At 40.5% G+C, this 18,611-nt stretch carries 18 protein-coding genes; 16 read left to right on the forward strand and 2 right to left on the reverse strand.

Annotated elements, in window-relative coordinates:
* Positions 1–125: 125 nt before the first annotated feature.
* The 13 genes from lspA to ACXYMX_RS01915 all read left to right on the forward strand — a co-directional run bounded on the left by lspA (position 126) and on the right by ACXYMX_RS01915 (position 13,280).
* On the forward strand, positions 126–602 hold the full coding sequence (gene lspA / locus ACXYMX_RS01855; RefSeq protein ID WP_459042511.1) for a signal peptidase II: 477 nt from the start codon (positions 126–128) through the stop codon (positions 600–602).
* Positions 602–1,528 (forward strand): RluA family pseudouridine synthase, encoded by a 927-nt coding sequence (locus tag ACXYMX_RS01860; protein WP_459042512.1) that lies wholly within the window; start codon positions 602–604, stop codon positions 1,526–1,528. Before lspA ends, ACXYMX_RS01860 begins: the two co-directional genes overlap by 1 nt.
* A gap of 170 nt (positions 1,529–1,698) precedes the next feature.
* Entirely contained in the window at positions 1,699–2,244 is a 546-nt protein-coding gene (gene pyrR, locus ACXYMX_RS01865) for a bifunctional pyr operon transcriptional regulator/uracil phosphoribosyltransferase PyrR (protein ID WP_459042672.1), read from the forward strand.
* A 21-nt stretch (positions 2,245–2,265) separates the two neighbouring features.
* Positions 2,266–3,555, forward strand: a complete 1,290-nt coding sequence (locus tag ACXYMX_RS01870; protein ID WP_459042513.1) for a solute carrier family 23 protein — start codon at positions 2,266–2,268, stop codon at positions 3,553–3,555.
* Positions 3,556–3,603: 48 nt separating this feature from the next.
* Positions 3,604–4,482 carry an aspartate carbamoyltransferase catalytic subunit gene (locus tag ACXYMX_RS01875; protein ID WP_459042514.1) on the forward strand — a complete coding sequence of 293 codons (879 nt, stop codon included), beginning with the start codon at positions 3,604–3,606 and terminating at the stop codon, positions 4,480–4,482.
* Between the two features lies 1 nt (position 4,483).
* On the forward strand, positions 4,484–5,764 hold the full coding sequence (locus ACXYMX_RS01880) for a dihydroorotase (RefSeq protein ID WP_459042515.1): 1,281 nt from the start codon (positions 4,484–4,486) through the stop codon (positions 5,762–5,764).
* On the forward strand, positions 5,761–6,861 hold the full coding sequence (locus ACXYMX_RS01885; protein WP_459042516.1) for a carbamoyl phosphate synthase small subunit: 1,101 nt from the start codon (positions 5,761–5,763) through the stop codon (positions 6,859–6,861). The genes ACXYMX_RS01880 and ACXYMX_RS01885 overlap by 4 nt, the downstream gene beginning before the upstream one ends.
* Entirely contained in the window at positions 6,854–10,051 is a 3,198-nt protein-coding gene (carB, locus tag ACXYMX_RS01890) for a carbamoyl-phosphate synthase large subunit (RefSeq protein WP_459042517.1), read from the forward strand. Before ACXYMX_RS01885 ends, carB begins: the two co-directional genes overlap by 8 nt.
* The gene (locus ACXYMX_RS01895) at positions 10,048–10,824 is read left to right on the forward strand and encodes a dihydroorotate dehydrogenase electron transfer subunit (protein ID WP_459042518.1); all 777 of its coding nucleotides are present in this window, start codon (positions 10,048–10,050) and stop codon (positions 10,822–10,824) included. Before carB ends, ACXYMX_RS01895 begins: the two co-directional genes overlap by 4 nt.
* A complete protein-coding gene (locus ACXYMX_RS01900; RefSeq protein ID WP_459042519.1) occupies positions 10,821–11,735 on the forward strand; it encodes a dihydroorotate dehydrogenase in 915 nt (304 codons plus the stop codon). The genes ACXYMX_RS01895 and ACXYMX_RS01900 overlap by 4 nt, the downstream gene beginning before the upstream one ends.
* Positions 11,732–12,445 carry an orotidine-5'-phosphate decarboxylase gene (pyrF, locus tag ACXYMX_RS01905; RefSeq protein WP_459042520.1) on the forward strand — a complete coding sequence of 238 codons (714 nt, stop codon included), beginning with the start codon at positions 11,732–11,734 and terminating at the stop codon, positions 12,443–12,445. The genes ACXYMX_RS01900 and pyrF overlap by 4 nt, the downstream gene beginning before the upstream one ends.
* Positions 12,442–13,074: an orotate phosphoribosyltransferase gene (pyrE, locus tag ACXYMX_RS01910; protein WP_459042521.1), complete on the forward strand. Its 633-nt coding sequence runs from the start codon at positions 12,442–12,444 to the stop codon at positions 13,072–13,074. Before pyrF ends, pyrE begins: the two co-directional genes overlap by 4 nt.
* Before the next feature lie 41 nt (positions 13,075–13,115).
* Positions 13,116–13,280, forward strand: a complete 165-nt coding sequence (locus ACXYMX_RS01915; RefSeq protein ID WP_459042522.1) for a hypothetical protein — start codon at positions 13,116–13,118, stop codon at positions 13,278–13,280.
* 438 nt (positions 13,281–13,718) lie between these two features.
* Here the strand turns inward: ACXYMX_RS01915 and ACXYMX_RS01920 are convergent, their stop codons facing one another.
* On the reverse strand, positions 13,719–14,618 hold the full coding sequence (locus ACXYMX_RS01920; RefSeq protein WP_459042523.1) for a TIGR01777 family oxidoreductase: 900 nt from the start codon (positions 14,616–14,618) through the stop codon (positions 13,719–13,721).
* A 193-nt stretch (positions 14,619–14,811) separates the two neighbouring features.
* Here ACXYMX_RS01920 and ACXYMX_RS01925 point away from each other — a divergent pair, with 193 nt between their 5' ends.
* Positions 14,812–15,327: a CueP family metal-binding protein gene (locus ACXYMX_RS01925; protein WP_459042524.1), complete on the forward strand. Its 516-nt coding sequence runs from the start codon at positions 14,812–14,814 to the stop codon at positions 15,325–15,327.
* A gap of 542 nt (positions 15,328–15,869) precedes the next feature.
* Here ACXYMX_RS01925 and ACXYMX_RS01930 read toward each other — a convergent pair.
* Positions 15,870–17,561, reverse strand: a complete 1,692-nt coding sequence (locus ACXYMX_RS01930; RefSeq protein ID WP_459042525.1) for an Rqc2 family fibronectin-binding protein — start codon at positions 17,559–17,561, stop codon at positions 15,870–15,872.
* Positions 17,562–17,724: 163 nt separating this feature from the next.
* On the opposite strand from ACXYMX_RS01930, the gene gmk reads away from it, so the two are divergent.
* Positions 17,725–18,342: a guanylate kinase gene (gene gmk, locus ACXYMX_RS01935; RefSeq protein WP_459042526.1), complete on the forward strand. Its 618-nt coding sequence runs from the start codon at positions 17,725–17,727 to the stop codon at positions 18,340–18,342.
* Positions 18,343–18,345: 3 nt separating this feature from the next.
* Positions 18,346–18,570, forward strand: coding sequence for a DNA-directed RNA polymerase subunit omega (gene rpoZ, locus ACXYMX_RS01940; RefSeq protein ID WP_459042527.1), 225 nt, complete (start codon positions 18,346–18,348; stop codon positions 18,568–18,570).
* Positions 18,571–18,611 lie beyond the last annotated feature (41 nt).

Genomic DNA, 18,611 nt, shown 5'->3' on the forward strand with positions numbered 1-18,611 from the left:
CCACTTCTTTTTATCTTTTCCAAGAAGTTCAGACTTTCGTTGAAAGAAGATGAATGAGGAATAACAGTTTCTGTATGTGAAATGTGGTAAAATAGAAAGGAATCTGTCGGACGGGGGAATTGGGAATGTTTTTATACTACGGACTGGCGGCACTTGTCGTCCTTCTTGATCAATTAACAAAATGGCTTGTTGTAAAAAACATGAATCTTGGGGAAAGAATTGAAATACTAGAACCTTATTTAGCTCTTTTTTCGCATCGAAATAAAGGTGCAGCATGGGGAATGCTTGAGGGACAAATGTGGCTTTTTTATATTGTGACAGTTGTTGTTGCAGGAGGTATAATTTATTACTTTCACAAAGAGGCAAAAGGATATCCGCTATTTGGTCTAAGTTTAATGCTATTACTCGGTGGAGCGATAGGAAACTTCATAGATAGACTGTGGCGCAAAGAAGTGGTTGATTTTGTAGATGTACTGATTCCGATTATAAATTATGATTTTCCAATATTTAATGTTGCAGACGCAGCGCTAACAGTTGGTGTAGTTCTAGTAATCGTTCATATTATTGTTGATGAAAAAAAGAACAAGAAAAAGGTGTCTTAATGGAGAAAAATTTAATTGAAATAACGGAAGAATACAAAGGATTACGAATTGATAAGGCTCTATCTACGATTCAACCGGATTGGTCAAGAAGTCAAATTCAGCTGTGGTTAAAAGATGGATTTGTATTGGTTGGCGATGAACGTGTTAAACCGAATTATAAAGTGAAAATCGGTGATGTTGTTACGGTAGAGGAACCAGAGCCAGAAGTGTTAGATGTAGTAGCTGAGGATTTAAACTTAGAAATTGTTTACGAAGATGAAGATGTACTTGTTGTGAATAAACCTCGTGGCATGGTCGTACATCCTGCACCTGGTCATGCATCAGGGACAGTCGTTAACGGTCTAATGTTCCATTGTAAAGACCTCTCAGGAATAAATGGCGTACTTCGTCCAGGTATTGTGCACCGAATCGATAAAGATACATCTGGATTGTTGATGGTAGCGAAAAATGACAAGGCGCACGTTTCGTTAGTAGACCAATTAGTAAATCGTTCTGTGACTCGTGTGTACACAGCACTTGTTCACGGGCATATTCCACATGATAATGGAACTATCGAAGCGCCGATTGGCAGAGATGTAAGAGAGCGACAAAATATGACTGTAACAGATCGTGGTAAGCATGCAGTTACTCATTTTAAAGTATTGGAACGGTTAGGGAATTTTACATTAGTTGAATGTAAACTCGAAACGGGTCGTACACATCAAATACGTGTCCACATGAAATACATCGAGTTTCCACTTGCGGGAGATCCTAAATATGGCCCGAAAAAGACGCTCGATTTTGGTGGACAACTGTTGCATGCAGGTACAGTAGGGTTTGTGCATCCTAGAACAGGCGAGTACATGGAGTTTACATCCGCTCCGCCCGAAGATTTTCTGGAAACTGTTGAAAAAGTTCGGAATACCATTGACAATACGGAATCATAAACCGTATACTGTAGAAAGTAATTAAATAGCGATACCTTTAAAATCAGTCCAGAGAGGCTGGGAAGGTTGCACGGAAGTACAATTAGGATTGCTGCGCGCAATTTTAGTGTACGTATTTTTCTGCATGTATACCCTCCCGCCATCTGGCAGGGAGGTTTTTTGTTTTGGGAATAGAAAAAGCAAATATTTTAGACGAACAGGCAATTGACAGAGCACTAACGAGAATAGCACATGAAATCATTGAACGAAACAAAGGCGTTTCGGATTGTATTCTTGTTGGAATTAAAACGAGAGGTGCTTTTCTTGCTAAAAGGTTAGCAGAGAAAATCGAAAGAATTGAGGGCGTAGAAATACGTTCGGGAGAACTTGATATTACATTATACAGGGACGACCTTGTTATGAAATACGACAACAAGGAACCTCTTGTACAACAGGTTGATATTAAGCATAATGTGACGGGCATGAAAGTAATTTTGGTCGATGATGTCCTGTATACGGGCAGAACGGTACGGGCAGCAATGGATGCAGTTATGGATCTTGGGCGTCCAGCAACAGTCCAACTGGCTGTACTCGTCGATAGAGGTCACAGAGAATTACCAATCCGACCGGACTTTGTTGGAAAGAATATTCCAACGTCGAATGAAGAACAGGTCGTCGTAAAAGTAGAAGAAACGGACGGAAGCGACAGTGTTTCTATATATCTGAAGCAAAAATAATTGGTACTGGGGAGATAGGTCTTGGCTGAAAAAGTATTAGATGTACATGAAACACCAAAGTTCGGTAGGTTACTCACATTAAGTTTTCAACATATGTTTGCGATGGTAGGAGCGACTATATTAGTTCCACAATTAGTAGGTTTAAGCCCTGCAATTGCGTTGCTGACAAGTGGAATTGCAACAATCGTATTTATCTTAATTACACAATTTAAAGTTCCAGCTTATCTTGGCTCCTCCTTTGCATTTATCATCCCCATCCAAATTGCGACAAAAGAAGGTGGAATTGGGAGTGCAATGATCGGAAGTATGTTTGTTGCCGCAGTATATGCGCTCATTTCATTGCTAATATGGAAGACGGGCCATCAATTTATCATGCGAATTTTACCACCGATTGTTGTTGCACCAGTCATCATAGTAATTGGACTAGCACTCTCGCCAGTTGCGATTATGAATGCAAGTACAATTGATGTCGGAAACGGCATTCGTGAATATAGTTTGCTTCACTTCTCGGCAGCACTTATTACACTTGCTGTAGCAATTATCTGCGTCATATTTTTCAAAGGACTTATCAGCTTAATGCCGATTTTAATAGGGCTAATCGCTGGATATATATACTCGATATTTATCGGAATTGTAGATTATGGACCTGTAAAAGAAGCGGCTATGTTTAGTGTTCCTGAGATGCTTATTCCGGGTATTCATTACGACTTCGTTGTGACATGGAGTTTGCTAGCAATTATGGTGCCGATTGCAATTGTAACAATCTCTGAACACATTGGTCACCAACTTGTATTGGGAAGAATTGTAGAGCGTGATTACATAAAAGATCCAGGACTTCATCGCTCAATTCTAGGTGATGGGATAGGGACGTTTTTAAGTTCTTTAGTTGGTGGACCACCGAAAACTACATACGGTGAAAATATAGGCGTGCTTGCGATAACGCGAGTCTTTAGTGTCGCAGTCATTATTGGAGCAGCCGTACTAGCAATTGCCTTCTCGTTTATGGGCAAAGCAATGGCAATTATCAATACGATCCCAGGAGCTGTGCTTGGGGGAATTTCAATCTTATTATTTGGAATTATTGCTGCATCGGGACTACGTATGCTCGTAGATCATAAAATCGATTTTGGGAATCAAAGAAACCTGGTCATTTCATCTGTCATCCTTGTAATTGGAATCGGTGGAGCGACCCTTAAATTTAGTGAAACATTTCAAATAGAAGGAATGGCTCTTGCCGCAATAGTTGGAGTTGTACTTAACCTTGTATTACCGGGAAGAACAGAAGAAACACTTGTAGACGAGGCTGAATAAAAAATGGATTGTCATATCGTTCGTTGAATGAAGGGAAGGGGAATTCAATTGAAGCATCTAACGTCAATGAAGGAACTAACTGAAACGGAAATAATGAGCTTGCTTCAACGTGCAGAAACGTTTAAAAATAATGGCGTTCACGAATTGCCTGGGAAGTATTACATTAGTAATTTATTTTTCGAACCCAGCACCCGAACAAAAATGAGTTTTGAAATGGCAGAACGAAAATTAGGTTTAGAAGTGATACCTTTTGAAACAGGATTTTCAAGTACATTAAAAGGTGAAACACTGTATGACACCGTAAAAACACTTGAAGCAATTGGAATTGATGCACTTGTCATTCGCCATCCAGAAGAGGATTTTTACGATGAGCTTATTGGAAAGACAAATGTGTCAATTATCAACGGAGGCGACGGATCGGGTCAGCATCCAACCCAATCCCTCCTCGATTTATTTACAATTAAAGAAGAGTTTGGATCGTTCGAAGGATTGAATGTCTTGATAGCAGGGGACATCGTACATAGCCGTGTTGCAAGATCGAATGCATACGCACTTACAAGATTAGGGGCTAATGTTACATTTCTTTGCCCACCTGAATGGGCAGGAGAGTTCGAATTTGTAAGTGATTGGGAAGAAGTAATTGGAACGAGTGATGTTGTAATGCTGCTGAGAGTTCAACATGAACGGCATGGAAGCGGTACTGTATTTAATAAGGAAAACTACCATGAACAATACGGCTTGACGGAAGACCGGGCATCACGGATGAAAAAGAAAGCCATAATAATGCACCCTGCACCTTTTAATAGAGGGGTTGAAATTGCAGACGAACTAATTGAATATGCAAGTTCTAGAATATTTATGCAGATAAAAAACGGTGTTTATGTTAGGATGGCTATACTGGAATCTATTTTGGGGGAGAGAAATTAAAATGGAAAAACTTATTCAAGGTGCTCAAATGGTAACTAGTGAAGGGGAACTTATTACTGCGGATGTTCGAATTACAGGTGAATTAATTAGTGAAATTGGCGACAGTCTCGACGTTGGAAGTGCTAAGGTTATTCAAGGGGAAGGGTTGTTTCTTGCGCCGGGCTTCATTGATGTTCACGTGCACTTGCGTGAGCCAGGCGGAGAACATAAAGAAACGATAGCAAGCGGGACATTGGCAGCTGCAAAAGGCGGCTATACGACAATTTGTCCGATGCCGAATACAAGACCTGTGCCAGACACAAAAGAAACATTGGGACATGTGAATAAGTTAATAGAAGAGAACGCGCTTGTCCGTGTACTTCCTTATGCATCAATAACGATTCGTGAGGCAGGGAAAGAGCGAACAAATCTCGCTGAACTGAAAGAACACGGCGCATTCGCATTCACAGATGATGGTGTCGGCGTACAAGAAGCCGGAATGATGTATGAAGCAATGCAAGATGCAGCAAAAATCGGTATGGCAATCGTTGCTCACTGTGAAGATAATACATTGATTTACGGTGGTGCATTGCATGAAGGAACGCGTAACAAAGAGTTAGGTCTTCCTGGTATACCATCAATTGCAGAGTCCGTGCATATCGCTCGTGATGTGTTATTAGCAGAAGCTGCAGGTGCTCATTACCATGTATGTCACGTTAGTACGAAAGAATCTGTCCGAGTTATCCGAGATGCGAAAAAAGCTGGAATTCATGTGACTGCCGAAGTAAGTCCACATCATCTACTCCTATCGGAAAATGATATACCTGGGGACGACGCAGATTGGAAAATGAATCCACCACTTCGAGGACTAGAAGATTTAGAAGCACTTCGTGAAGGATTGATGGATGGAACATTGGATTTTGTGGCAACCGATCATGCGCCTCATACTGCTGAAGAAAAAGCTGTTGGTGTGAAAACTGCCCCATTTGGTATTACAGGTTTAGAAACAGCATTCCCACTTCTTTACACGAACTTTGTAAAAGAAGGAAAATGGACGATGAAACAACTGATTGACTGGATGACGATTAAACCAGCAGAAGTATTCGGATTACCATATGGCAAAATTGAAAAAGGTGCTCCCGCAGATCTTGTATTAATCGATTTAAATAAAGAGCAAAATATAGATAGAACAACATTCGTATCACAAGGAAAGAATACGCCATTTGATGGTTGGACGTGTGCAGGATGGCCAGTGACAACGATTTGTAATGGAAAAGTTGTTTGGGAGGATGGACAATCATGAAGAAGAGAATGCTAATTTTGGAAGACGGAACGATTTTCGAAGGCGTTGCATTTGGTGCTGAAAATGCATCTATCGGAGAAACAGTATTCACAACAAGTATGACGGGCTATCAAGAGATCATCTCAAATCCTTCGGGATATGGACAAATTATCGTCATGACGTATCCTCTAATCGGCAACTATGGGATTAACCGAGATGATTTTGAATCGATTGAAACGGCAGTGAATGGCCTAGTTGTTCGTGAATTGTCGGACGAACCATCGAATTTCCGAAGCGGAATGAGTTTAGGTGACGTATTAAAAATGAAAGGAATCCCAGGAATTCAAGGGATTGACACGCGTAAATTGACTCGAATTCTTCGTGAAAAAGGGCCATTGAAAGGGATTCTGACAGCTGCGGGAGAAATCGTTTCTGTGGATAAAACAATTTCAGAATTGATTGCTTATGCACTACCTAAAAATTTGGTTGCACAAGTGTCAACGAAAAAACCATATCCGAGTCCAGGTCGTGGAAAACGAGTTGTAGTAATTGATTATGGCATGAAGCATGGCATCCTAAGAGAATTAAATAAACGGGATTGTGATGTTATCGTCGTTCCTTTTAATACACCTTCAAATGTTATTCTTTCATTGTTCCCAGACGGGATTGTTCTAACGAATGGACCTGGAGATCCAGCGGACGTTCAAGGAGCAACGGATATAATCAGTGAATTAATTGGAAAAGCGCCTATTTTTGGAATGGGCCTAGGTCATCAATTATTTGCACTTACATGCGGGGCTGAAATTATTAAATTACAAAATGGACATCGTGGGGGGAACCATCCCGTAAAAAATCTTGAAACGGGTCGAACAGAATTGACTTCACAAAGCCATAGATACTCAGTTGATGAAGCTTCACTCGAAGGAACTAATCTAGTTGTCACATATAAAGCACTCAATGATGGTTCGGTTGAAGGAATTAGAAATACGGAGGGCACTGCATTTTCCGTTCAATTTCTTCCAGATGCTTCACCAGGCCCAGAAGATGCCAATCATCTTTTTGATAAATTCATTGATTTAATGGAAATGCATACTCGAAAGGAGCAAGGACATGCCTAAACGTACTGATATTGAAACAATTCTAGTAATTGGTTCGGGACCAATCGTCATCGGACAAGCAGCAGAATTCGACTATGCTGGAACACAAGCATGCCTTTCTTTAAAAGAAGAAGGTTACCGAGTTATTTTAATTAACTCGAACCCGGCAACGATTATGACAGATACAGAAATAGCAGATAAAGTTTATATTGAACCAATAACGCTTGAATTCGTTAGCGGTATTATTCGTAAAGAAAACCCTGATGCTCTTCTTGCAACATTAGGCGGGCAAACAGGTTTAAACATGGCCATTGAACTGCATGAATCAGGTATTTTAGATGAATTAAATATTGAAATTCTAGGTACAAAACTAGATGCCATTCACAAAGCAGAAGATAGAGACTTATTCCGAACGCTTATGAATGAGCTTGGAGAACCTGTACCTGAAAGTGATATTATTCATAATATCGAGGAAGCTTATACTTTTGTTGAAAGAATTGGTTATCCGGTTATTGTACGTCCGGCATTTACACTTGGTGGTACGGGTGGCGGGATTTGTGAGAATGACGCTGAACTTGAAGAGATTGTTGCAAGTGGTCTGAAATATAGTCCAGTTACACAATGTCTTCTAGAGAAGTCAATTGCTGGATTCAAAGAAATCGAATATGAAGTTATGCGTGATTCAGCTGACAATGCCATTGTTGTTTGTAATATGGAAAACGTTGATGCAGTTGGGATTCATACAGGAGACTCAATCGTTGCTGCACCTAGCCAAACGATGTCGGACCGTGAATATCAGATGCTTCGTAATGTGTCACTTAAAATTATTCGTGCACTTAAAATTGAAGGTGGATGTAACGTACAACTAGCACTGGATCCACATTCGTTCAATTATTATATTATTGAAGTAAACCCACGAGTAAGTCGATCTTCGGCACTTGCATCTAAGGCAACAGGTTATCCAATTGCTAAATTAGCTGCAAAAATTGCAGTTGGTCTAACGTTAGATGAAATGATGAACCCAGTTACAGGAACTACGTATGCTTGTTTCGAACCTGCATTGGATTACATTGTAACGAAAATACCACGTTGGCCTTTTGATAAATTTGAATCAGCAAAACGTAATTTAGGTACACAGATGAAAGCAACAGGAGAAGTAATGGCGATCGGCCGTACGTTTGAAGAGTCGATTATGAAAGCTGTACGTTCTCTGGAAACCGGTCAATTTGACTTGTCTCTAAAAAATGGCGACACAATGACGGATGAATGGATTGAAAAACGAATTCGTCGTGCAGGTGATGAGCGTTTATTCTTTATCGGTGAGGCCCTGCGTAGAGGCGTTTCTGTGGAAACAATTCACGAGTGGAGCATGATTGATGTTTTCTTCATAAGAAAGTTTGAGAAAATTGTTCAGTACGAAAAAGTAATTGAAGCAAACCCTTTTGACGAAGAAGTATTGTATACGGCTAAACGCTTTGGATTTTCAGACGTAACGGTTGCGAAATTTTGGGAAACAGATGAATTGTCTATTTATAAATGGCGTAAAGAACGTGGAATGGTACCTGTTTATAAAAAAGTGGATACATGCGCAGGAGAATTTGAATCAGACACACCTTACTTCTACGGTACGTATGAAGATGAGAATGAGTCAATCAAAACTGACAAAAAAAGCGTTATCGTCTTAGGATCTGGACCGATTCGAATTGGTCAAGGCGTTGAGTTCGACTATGCAACAGTGCACTCTGTTTGGGCGATTCAGCAAGCAGGATACGAAGCAATCATAATAAATAATAACCCTGAAACAGTATCTACAGACTTTTCAATATCAGACAAGCTCTATTTTGAACCACTGACACTTGAAGATGTTATGCACGTCATTGACCTTGAGCAACCAGAAGGAGTCGTCGTCCAATTTGGCGGCCAAACGGCTATAAACCTTGCTGCTGGACTTGAAGAGCGCGGCGTTAAGATTTTAGGAACGTCCCTTGAAGATACAGATCGTGCAGAAAATAGAAACAAATTTGAACGCGCGCTTCGTGAAATCGAGATTCCTCAACCGCTCGGAAAGACGGCTGTCTCAGTACCTGAAGCCGTTGCAATTGCAAATGAAATAGGCTATCCAGTACTGGTAAGACCTTCTTATGTTCTAGGTGGACGTGCGATGGAAATTGTCTATCGTGAAGAAGAACTGCTTTATTATATGGAGCATGCTGTCGATGCAAGTCCTGAACATCCGGTACTTGTAGACAGATATTTAACGGGTACTGAAATTGAAGTGGATGCAATTTCGGATGGAGAAACTGTGCTCATTCCAGGCATCATGGAGCATATTGAACGCGCTGGAGTTCACTCAGGTGACTCGATTGCAGTTTTCCCACCACAAAACTTATCACAAAAACACATTGCGACGATTACAGATTACACAACTCGACTCGCACGAGGCTTGAATATTATAGGTTTACTCAATATTCAATATGTCATTTCTGAAGATGAAGTATATGTGATTGAAGTGAATCCGCGTTCAAGTCGAACAGTACCTTTCTTAAGTAAAATCACGAATATCCCGATGGCAAATATTGCTACGAAAGTGATACTTGGTCAGTCAATAATCGAACAAGGCTATTCAGGTGGACTTGCACAGCCACCAACGGGTGTGTACGTAAAAGTTCCAGTGTTTTCGTTTGCAAAACTGCGCCGAGTGGACATTACACTTGGACCAGAAATGAAATCGACTGGTGAAGTTATGGGGAAAGACGTGACTGTTGAAAAGGCTTTATATAAAGGACTTGTCGCGGCGGGAATGGAAATAAAAGAATACGGCACAGTTCTTATGACTGTTTCTGATAAAGACAAAGAAGAAATCAAAGAAATTGCTAAGCGTTTCACAGAAATTGGTTATCGTGTTATGGCGACAGAAGGAACAGCAAATGCCTTGAAAGAAGGCGGAATTAAAGTTGAAACCGTTGGAAAAATTGGTTCCGAAGGTCCTACTCTTCTTGATGTAATTCAAAAAGGGGAAGCGCATTTTGTTATCAATACATTGACGGTTGGAAAGCAACCAGAACGTGATGGATTTAGAATTCGTCGTGAATCTGTCGAGAATGGGGTTCCTTGCTTCACATCTCTAGATACAGCTGTAGCAATGCTACGCGTCATTGAATCGATGAAGTTCCAAACGGAGGCAATGACAAAACAGGAGGTGCGCATGTGATTATTCAAGATCGAATGACTGTCACATCTCACAAGCAAATCGCACGTAATATATTCGAAATGAAACTAACTGGCAAGCTGGTCGGAGAGATTACATCTCCGGGCCAGTTTGTCCATATTCGAGTAAGTGACTCATTCGAATTTCTTCTAAGAAGGCCGATTTCGATTGCTTCAATTAATCAAGAAATAAATGAAATGACGATACTCTATCGTGCCGAGGGACAAGGTACAACAACACTTTCGAAAAAGCGCGAAGGTGACGAAGTCGATGTCCTTGGACCATTAGGAAATGGATTTCCAGTGGAAGAAACGGACACGGGCGAAACCGCAATCCTTGTCGGTGGTGGAATCGGTGTGCCACCCTTATATGAGTTGTCAAAGCAGTTAACAGCAAAAGGTGTTAAGTGTATTCATATATTGGGCTTTCAGTCAAATGATGTAGTTTTTTATGAAGAAGAATTTTCGGCACTTGGAGAAACACATATCGTTACTGTTGATGGTTCGAAAGGAACGACAGGATTTGTAACAACAGTTATGGGGGAATTGGGCAACGACTTTTCAACCTATTATAGTTGTGGTCCAATGCCGATGTTAGATGCTGTTCAGACAATGTATGAAGGTAAAAAAGGGTTTCTATCGTTTGAACAACGAATGGGCTGTGGAATTGGCGCCTGTTTTGCATGTGTTTGTCAGACGACAGAAGGTAATGAAAGTGCATATATAAAAGTATGCTCAGATGGACCAGTATTTCCAGCAGGGGTGGTATCTATATGAATCGATTGTCCGTAGACTTACCAGGACTTAAATTAAAAAATCCAATCATGCCAGCATCTGGTTGTTTCGGCTTTGGAAAAGAATATGGTAATCTGTATGATTTATCACTTCTTGGTGCAATTATGATTAAAGCGGCTACGCTTGAAACGAGACCGGGGAATCCGACGCCGCGCGTTGCAGAAACTTCCTCAGGAATGCTAAATGCAATCGGTCTTCAAAATCCAGGTCTTCAAGGCATCATGGAGAACGAACTTCCATGGTTGGAAAAGTATGACGTTCCAATCATTGCAAACGTCGCGGGTACTGAAACTGCAGACTATGTAGAAGTTGCCCGAGTCATTTCAACTGCGCCCAATGTGACTGCATTGGAATTGAATATTTCCTGTCCGAACGTGAAAGAAGGCGGCATCACATTTGGTACAGTCCCGGAAATCGCACGCGAACTAACTGCTGCTGTAAAAGCTGTTTCATCCGTCCCGGTATATGTTAAATTATCTCCGAACGTAACGGATATAACTGCGATTGCAAAAGCTGTTGAAGAAGGCGGAGCAGATGGGATTACAATGATAAACACACTTCTTGGCATGCGTTTGGATGAAAAAACGGGACGCCCGATTATTGCGAATATTACAGGTGGTTTATCGGGACCTGCAATCAAGCCAGTTGCGATTAAAATGGTTTATGAAGTGAGCCAGGCTGTGAATATTCCAATTATCGGAATGGGCGGAGTTACGAATACTACTGATGTCATTGATTTCCTATCTGCTGGAGCGAGCGCAGTTGCTGTCGGTACAGCAAACTTTGTCAATCCATTTATTTGTCCAGAGATCATTCGAGAATTGCCTGCTAGACTTGATGAACTGGGTATCAACCATATTTCTGAGTTGATAGGAAGGAGTCATCGTCTATGAAAACATCACCGATAATAGCACTCGATTTTGATTCGGCAGAAAAGACTTTTCAGTTTCTACGTTCGTTTGATGGGAATGTCAATGTAAAAGTGGGCATGCAGTTGTTTTATAAAGAAGGACCTGCAATAGTGGCTCGCTTAAAAGATGCGGGATATGACGTGTTCTTGGACTTGAAATTACATGATATTCCAAACACAGTGAAATCATCGATGGAAGTCCTTGCTGGATTTGGCGCGAATCTTGTCAATGTTCATGCGGCTGGCGGAAAAACAATGATGGAAGCTGCTTTAGAAGGGCTCGATAAAGGGACACCTGTGGGTAAGTCTAGACCTTCACTTATTGCGGTAACTCAACTTACATCTACAGATGCACAACAAATGCGAAATGAACAATTAATCGAAGTTGCATTGCAAGAATCTGTCTTACACTACGCAAAGCTATCAAAGGAAGCGGGGCTAGACGGCGTTGTCTGTTCGGTTCATGAATCGTCTGCGATTGTTGATGCATGTGGGAAAGAATTTTTCAAGGTCACACCTGGAATACGACTTGCTGAAGGCGGCACGCACGACCAAAAACGAATCGCAACTCCTGAAGAAGCAAGAGTAGCAGGATCAACGCATATCGTTGTAGGAAGAGCAATTACAGGGGCAAAAGATCCACTTGCCGCTTACGAGATTATCAATGCACAATGGAAAGGATCGAATGAATGATGGAAAAAAAAGAGATTGCACAAATCTTATTGAATGTAGGCGCGGTTGAATTAAACCCAGTCGATCCGTTTATTTGGGCGTCAGGAATCGAATCTCCAATTTACTGTGATAATCGGTTGATCATGGCAGATCCAGTTGGTCGGAAAAAAATTGCAGAAGGACTTGCACGCTTAATTCGAGAAAACTACGCAGATACAACCGTCATTGCTGGAACAGCTACAGCAGGAATTCCACATGCAGCATGGGTTGCTGATATTCTTGGTCTGCCGATGGTGTATATTCGTTCGACGGCAAAAGGTCATGGACGTAGCCGTCAAATAGAAGGAAGAATAGCAAAAGGCGACAAAGCGATCATCATCGAGGATTTAATATCAACAGGCGGAAGCAGTTTGAACGCCGCAAAAGCGTTAAGTGATGAAGGTATTGAAGTAACAGGTATTGTATCTATATTTACATATGAATTAAAGAAAGCGGATGAAACTTTCGCTTCCGCGGAGTTAACTTACCGTAGCTTGACGGATTTCGGTGCACTTGCTGAAGCCGCAAAAGAGAGTGGAGCAATCAGTGAAGAATCGATTGTGAGCTTACTGGATTGGCATGGGAAATTGAAAGCTGGTCTGTTGAAGTAAATTGTTAAAAAATCCAATCCACCAACTAGTAAGATAAGTTGGTGGATTGGATTTTTTTGTTTGGGGATCTCGGTTTGGGTGGAGTAAGCGTTGGCTTTGTTGCACTACCAGAGGCGTTGGTTGGACTCAATGTCGATTTGGTTGGTGTAGGCGCAGAATTTGTTGCACTACATGAAAATGTGGTTGAAGAATCTCGGTTTGGTTGAGCTCCAGGTTGACTTGGTTGGTGTATGCGCCGACTTTGTTGCACTACCTGAAACTTTGGTTGAAGAATCCCAGTTTGATTGAACTCCATGTCGTTTTGGTTGGTGTATGCGCCGACTTTGTTGTACTACTGGAAAACTTGGTTGAAGAAACCCGGTTTGGTTGCACTCCAGGTCGGTTTAGTTGCACTCCAGGTCGATTTGGTTGGTGTATGCGCAGACTTTGTTGTACTACTGAAAAGTGTGGTTGAAGAATGCCGATTTGGTTGAACTCCAGGTGGATTTGGTTGGTGTATGCGCAGACTTTGTTGTACTACCTGAAAGTGTGGTTGAAGAATCTCGGTTTAGTTACACTTCATGTCGATTTGGTTGAAGTAGGCACCAATATTGTTGTACTACACGAAAGTTTAGTTGAAGGTCGGCATATTCACTCTACATATTTCATTTAGGATGGGTGTTCTTTGCAAGTTGAATTGCTTTATCAACCGTAGGAAACGTAAATTGGAATCCTTCCTTCTCAAGCCTTTCTGGGATAACCCATCTACTTTTTAACACCAATTCGGTTTCAGTTCTTAAGAAAACTGAACCTATTTCAAGCATCCATTTCGGAGAAGGGAAGCCGAACTTTCTATCCATTGTCTTTCGCAGTTGGGACATGAATTCTTTGTTTGTGACGGGTTGGGGAGCTGAACAATTAAATACTCCAGTCAACTGTTTATTCTCCTGAAGAAATTGTACAATCCGAAATACATCTTCAATATGAATCCAACTGAACATTTGACTGCCTGATCCCTGAACTCCGCCGAGACCGAAACGCACAAGGTTTCGATAAGGCTCCATCACTCCACCATCTTTCCCAAGTACAATTGCAATTCTTAAGGCGACTTGTCTCGTCTGAGGAAGATTGAAAGAGAAAAGAGATTCTTCCCATACTTTAGCTACATCGACCGAAAAACCTGTACCAATATCGCCATTTTCCTCGGTCATGGGACGGTCTTCTGCATGCCGATAAATCGTAGCTGTACTTGAATTTATCCATAAAGAGGGTGGGTTTTTACAAGCTAATAGTGCATGTCCGAGAATTTGAGTAGTTTCCGTTCTGGAATTAAAGATTTCTTTTTTATTTTTCTCATTGTAGCGACAATTTACCGACTTGCCAGCAAGATTGATGAGCATTTCTGCATCATCCAAAGCTTCCACAATACTTGATTGATCCGACCAGGAAAGATGTTGAGCCTGCCTTGAAATGATTAGTACCTCATATCCTAAATTTGTAAACTTCTCCTCGAAATAATTACCAATAAAGCCCGTTCCACCAGCAATGACAATCTTCTTTTTCATATCATTCACTCGTTTCTTTTAAGTTCTTAGTAATGGGACGACTGAGAATAAATTAAGATTCAAAGAATTCATTCATCAAATTGTTGAACTTTTAAATGGGCCAGATTCAAAAATGGTGTATGATTTTAGTAAGGGTATTGCTGATGGCTTTAGAACGGTCAATAAATAGAAGGATAAAGGAGTGGAGCAGTTTATGAAAAAAAGTTTGCTTGCTATAGTAGGTGTATTGCTAAGCCTGGTGTTGGTTGGTTGTAATAATGAGGTAAATGTAGAGGGAATTGAGGACATTAAGGGAACAGTCCATGAGTATAGTGTGGGCAGTTTTGAAGATATCACCGCTTCCATCACATCACATGAACTGGTCGTAACTGATAACGGGGAGGAAACTTCATTTGATATTTCAAGCGAAGACTTTTTTGTTTCGATAGCGCCGTTTGTTACAACGACACATCCTTGTGCAATTCACAGCTTAACGGGTTGCCAAGGGGAATTAGTGGAAAAAGATTTCGATGTGAATATTCAGGATGAAGAAGGCAATGTCGTGATAAATGAAACCATCACATCCTTGGAAAATGGGTTTATAGATCTATGGTTACCACGTGATCATACCTATCAAGTTAAAATTGAGCATGATGGAAAAACAGTGGAATCAGAGATTTCAACATTTAAAGATGACAATACGTGTATCACCACAATGCAATTAACATAAGAAAAGCAGGGATGACTTTCCCTTTCAACACCTTTTATTAAGAGAATCGTGACTAAGCGAAAGCGAGGTTTCACGGTTCTTTTTCATTGGCAAAATGCCAACCATTTTAGACGAGGCATTGCTTTTGGGAGAATAGGTTGTACTATCGGTCGATTTGGTTGGAGTAGAAGTGGACTTCATTGCACATCCTGAGATTTTGGTTGTACTCTCACAATCTGGTTGAAGTAGACGCAGACTTCGTTGCACAACCCGAGGTTATAGTTGCATTATCGCAATTAGGTTGCACACTAGCTCGACTTTGTTGGAGTAGACGCGGACTTCGTTGCATATCTCGAAAACTTTTGTTGAATTTACGTATGTCCCATCCTAGTGAAATTAGTGTTTCTGCACGGGATTCTTTAACTGTTAATATTGGACAATCTTAGGTGTTAATTTTCTAATAAGGAATTGGCAGAAGTTTGTTGGTACAAAAGATGGAATGGAGACATTTCAAATAAAAAATGCGATTCCAACGTAGTGGGAGCTACGTAGAATCGCATTTTTTATTTTCTTAATTTCATGACGACATCTTCATCGGGAGTGACGAAGAGTGTCTTTTGTTCAAAGTAGATAACGAATCCTGGCTTGGAACCGTTCGGCTTTTTCACATGCCTTACAGCAGTGAAATCAACTGGAACGGATGAAGAGCCACGTGCTTTACTAAAGTAAGCTGAAAGTACAGCCGCTTCACGAATCGTTTCTTCATCTGGTTCACTGGTATGAATGACAACGTGAGAACCAGGTATATCTTTCGTGTGTAGCCAAATGTCGTTTCGAGCAGCGACTTTGAATGTTAAGTAATCGTTTTGCTTATTATTTTTACCTACTGAGATTTTAATGCCAGTCGAAGATACATACTGCTCGGGTGCAGGCTTTTTTGGACGACTCTTTTTCTTTCCTTTACGTGCTTTCATTAGACCAAGTTCAGCAAGTTCTTCACGTATTTCATCAATGTCTTCAGGAGATGCTTGAACAACTTGTTGTTTGATCATTTCGAAGTACTCGATATCTTCCTCAGCTTTTTGGAGTTGTTTTGCAATCATGATTAATGCTGTTTTAGATTTCGTATATCTTGAATAAAACCTTTGAGCATTTTCAATAACAGTTTTTCGTGGATCAAGAGGAATCGTGACCGTAGTTCCTTCCTCGTAATAGTTATCCACAGTAGCTTCAGTTTGCCCTTTTTCAATGGCATAGCTATTTGCAGTTAACAGCTCTCCGTAAAGTTGAAAAGTATCAAGTTTGCCAGCAGCAGATTTTTCTTTTGTCAATTTCTTAATCTTTAAGTTTAGTTTCGCAATTTCATTATCGAGCCAGCGTTCAAGATCGAAAGCTTGGGATTTTACACGTTCTCTTTCAGCGCGACCAAAATAGACCTTATCAAGTAATTTACTTACTGTCTCAAACTCCGCAACCGTTGTATCTGCATGGGTAAGTGGTGTCGTAGAAAAAACTATTTTAGAATTGATTTCCGCAAGAGTAGGCTTACACCCATCTCCTTTGAATGAATTCAAAAAAGATTTAAAGATTGTATAGGAATTTGCATCCTGTCCTTTACTTAACCGATACAATAGCTCATTGCCATTGATGGGTGAAAAACCTGAAAAGTGCTGTACAAAATCTCGTCCGGTCACAATCTCAGGAAGGAGAGAATGCCAATTCTCTTCATCAACTAAGAAGGGATTTAATTTCTCTTGTGGTGGTGCAGGAATATATGGTTGTCCCGGTAAAATTGTTCGGTAACTATTTACCGAAGGAGGAAGATGCTTTTGACTGTCAATAATCATATTGCGCACAGGATCTACAAGAATAAAGTTACTATGCCGACCCATGATTTCGATATAAATTCTTCTTTCCATATCGTCGCCAATTTCATTTTTTGCGCGTATATCGAACGTGATTATCCGGTCAGTTCCTACTTGAGAAATGCCTGTAATTGTACCACCCTCAAGTTGTTTGCGTAACACCATACAAAACAATGGGGGGTGCGCAGGATTTGTTATCGCTTCATCCGTTAGTTGAATTCTTGAGTAAGAAGGGTGAATAGAAATTAGTAGTCTGTGATTTTGTCCATTTGAACGGACTAAAAACAATAATTCTTGTGAATTTGGCTGATGAATTTTAGAAATGCGTCCGTCTGTTAAGACTTGCAGTTCCTGAACCATAGCCGTTGTAAATAAACCATCAAATGCCATTTGGATTCCTCTTTCAATTCGTTTTGTTCCATTTTAGCACTCTACGGCTTCAATATGCTATAATATAAGCAAGTTGTTTTGATTATATTAATTAGGATATCATAAGAAATTAGACTGACTTTTTGTCAGGTTCCTAAATTTAGAAGATAAGAAGAGGGATTAGATGCACAAACGACGAGGACTGCTTATTGTTCTATCTGGACCATCTGGCGTTGGCAAAGGAACAGTAAGAAAAGAACTTTTTACACAGCCAAATACGAACTATGAATATTCCATTTCAATGACGACTAGAAGTCCTCGTGAAGGAGAAGTGGATGGTTCAGACTATTTTTTCAAAACGAGAGATGAATTCGAACAGCTTATTGAAGAAGGAAAATTACTTGAGTACGCAGAATACGTTGGTAATTACTACGGGACCCCACTTGATTATGTGAATGAAACGTTAGATGCGGGTAGAGATGTCTTCCTTGAAATCGAGGTTGTCGGAGCTGCACAAGTACGTGCAAAAGTTCCAGACGGACTGTTCATATTTTTAGCGCCCCCAAGTCTTTCGGCACTTGAAGATCGACTTGTTGGAAGAGGAACTGAGCCTGCGGATGTTATTGCTTCAAGGATTTTAAAAGCGCGTGCAGAACTTGAAATGATGAACTTATACGATTATGTCGTGGAAAACGATGAAGTGAAAAATGCTTGTGATAAAATCAATTCGATTGTTACTGCGGAACATTGTCGTAGAGAACGCGTTGAAAAAAACTATTTACGTATGTTGAGAGGGGAATAAAATATGCTACATCCATCAGTGGATTCATTAAAAGATAAAATCGATTCAAAATACACACTTGTTACAATCGCTTCAAAACGTGCTCGAGAAATCCAGGAGAATAAAAATGAATTGTTACAAACTTACAAATCGAATAAAAACGTTGGTAAAGCACTTGAAGAAATTGCTGCGGGTGTTTTATCGAAAAAAACGCAAGACCAATCAATTGTTTACGAAGACGAAATTTAAATTCAGCCCTAATAATAAATATGCGACTCCCTTAGAAACGA

The organism is Sporosarcina sp. CAU 1771 (genome assembly GCF_054482775.1).

What these genes read in the sequence shown, in the direction of transcription:
- lspA (WP_459042511.1), top strand. Translation starts at nt 126, where the DNA reads ATGTTTTTATACTACGGACTGGCGGCACTTGTCGTCCTTCTTGATCAA.
- ACXYMX_RS01860 (WP_459042512.1), top strand. Translation starts at nt 602, where the DNA reads ATGGAGAAAAATTTAATTGAAATAACGGAAGAATACAAAGGATTACGA.
- ACXYMX_RS01880 (WP_459042515.1), top strand. Translation starts at nt 4,484, where the DNA reads ATGGAAAAACTTATTCAAGGTGCTCAAATGGTAACTAGTGAAGGGGAA.
- ACXYMX_RS01885 (WP_459042516.1), top strand. Translation starts at nt 5,761, where the DNA reads ATGAAGAAGAGAATGCTAATTTTGGAAGACGGAACGATTTTCGAAGGC.
- carB (WP_459042517.1), top strand. Translation starts at nt 6,854, where the DNA reads ATGCCTAAACGTACTGATATTGAAACAATTCTAGTAATTGGTTCGGGA.
- ACXYMX_RS01900 (WP_459042519.1), top strand. Translation starts at nt 10,821, where the DNA reads ATGAATCGATTGTCCGTAGACTTACCAGGACTTAAATTAAAAAATCCA.
- pyrF (WP_459042520.1), top strand. Translation starts at nt 11,732, where the DNA reads ATGAAAACATCACCGATAATAGCACTCGATTTTGATTCGGCAGAAAAG.
- pyrE (WP_459042521.1), top strand. Translation starts at nt 12,442, where the DNA reads ATGATGGAAAAAAAAGAGATTGCACAAATCTTATTGAATGTAGGCGCG.
- ACXYMX_RS01920 (WP_459042523.1), bottom strand. Translation starts at nt 14,618, where the DNA reads ATGAAAAAGAAGATTGTCATTGCTGGTGGAACGGGCTTTATTGGTAAT.
- ACXYMX_RS01925 (WP_459042524.1), top strand. Translation starts at nt 14,812, where the DNA reads ATGAAAAAAAGTTTGCTTGCTATAGTAGGTGTATTGCTAAGCCTGGTG.
- ACXYMX_RS01930 (WP_459042525.1), bottom strand. Translation starts at nt 17,561, where the DNA reads ATGGCATTTGATGGTTTATTTACAACGGCTATGGTTCAGGAACTGCAA.
- gmk (WP_459042526.1), top strand. Translation starts at nt 17,725, where the DNA reads ATGCACAAACGACGAGGACTGCTTATTGTTCTATCTGGACCATCTGGC.
- rpoZ (WP_459042527.1), top strand. Translation starts at nt 18,346, where the DNA reads ATGCTACATCCATCAGTGGATTCATTAAAAGATAAAATCGATTCAAAA.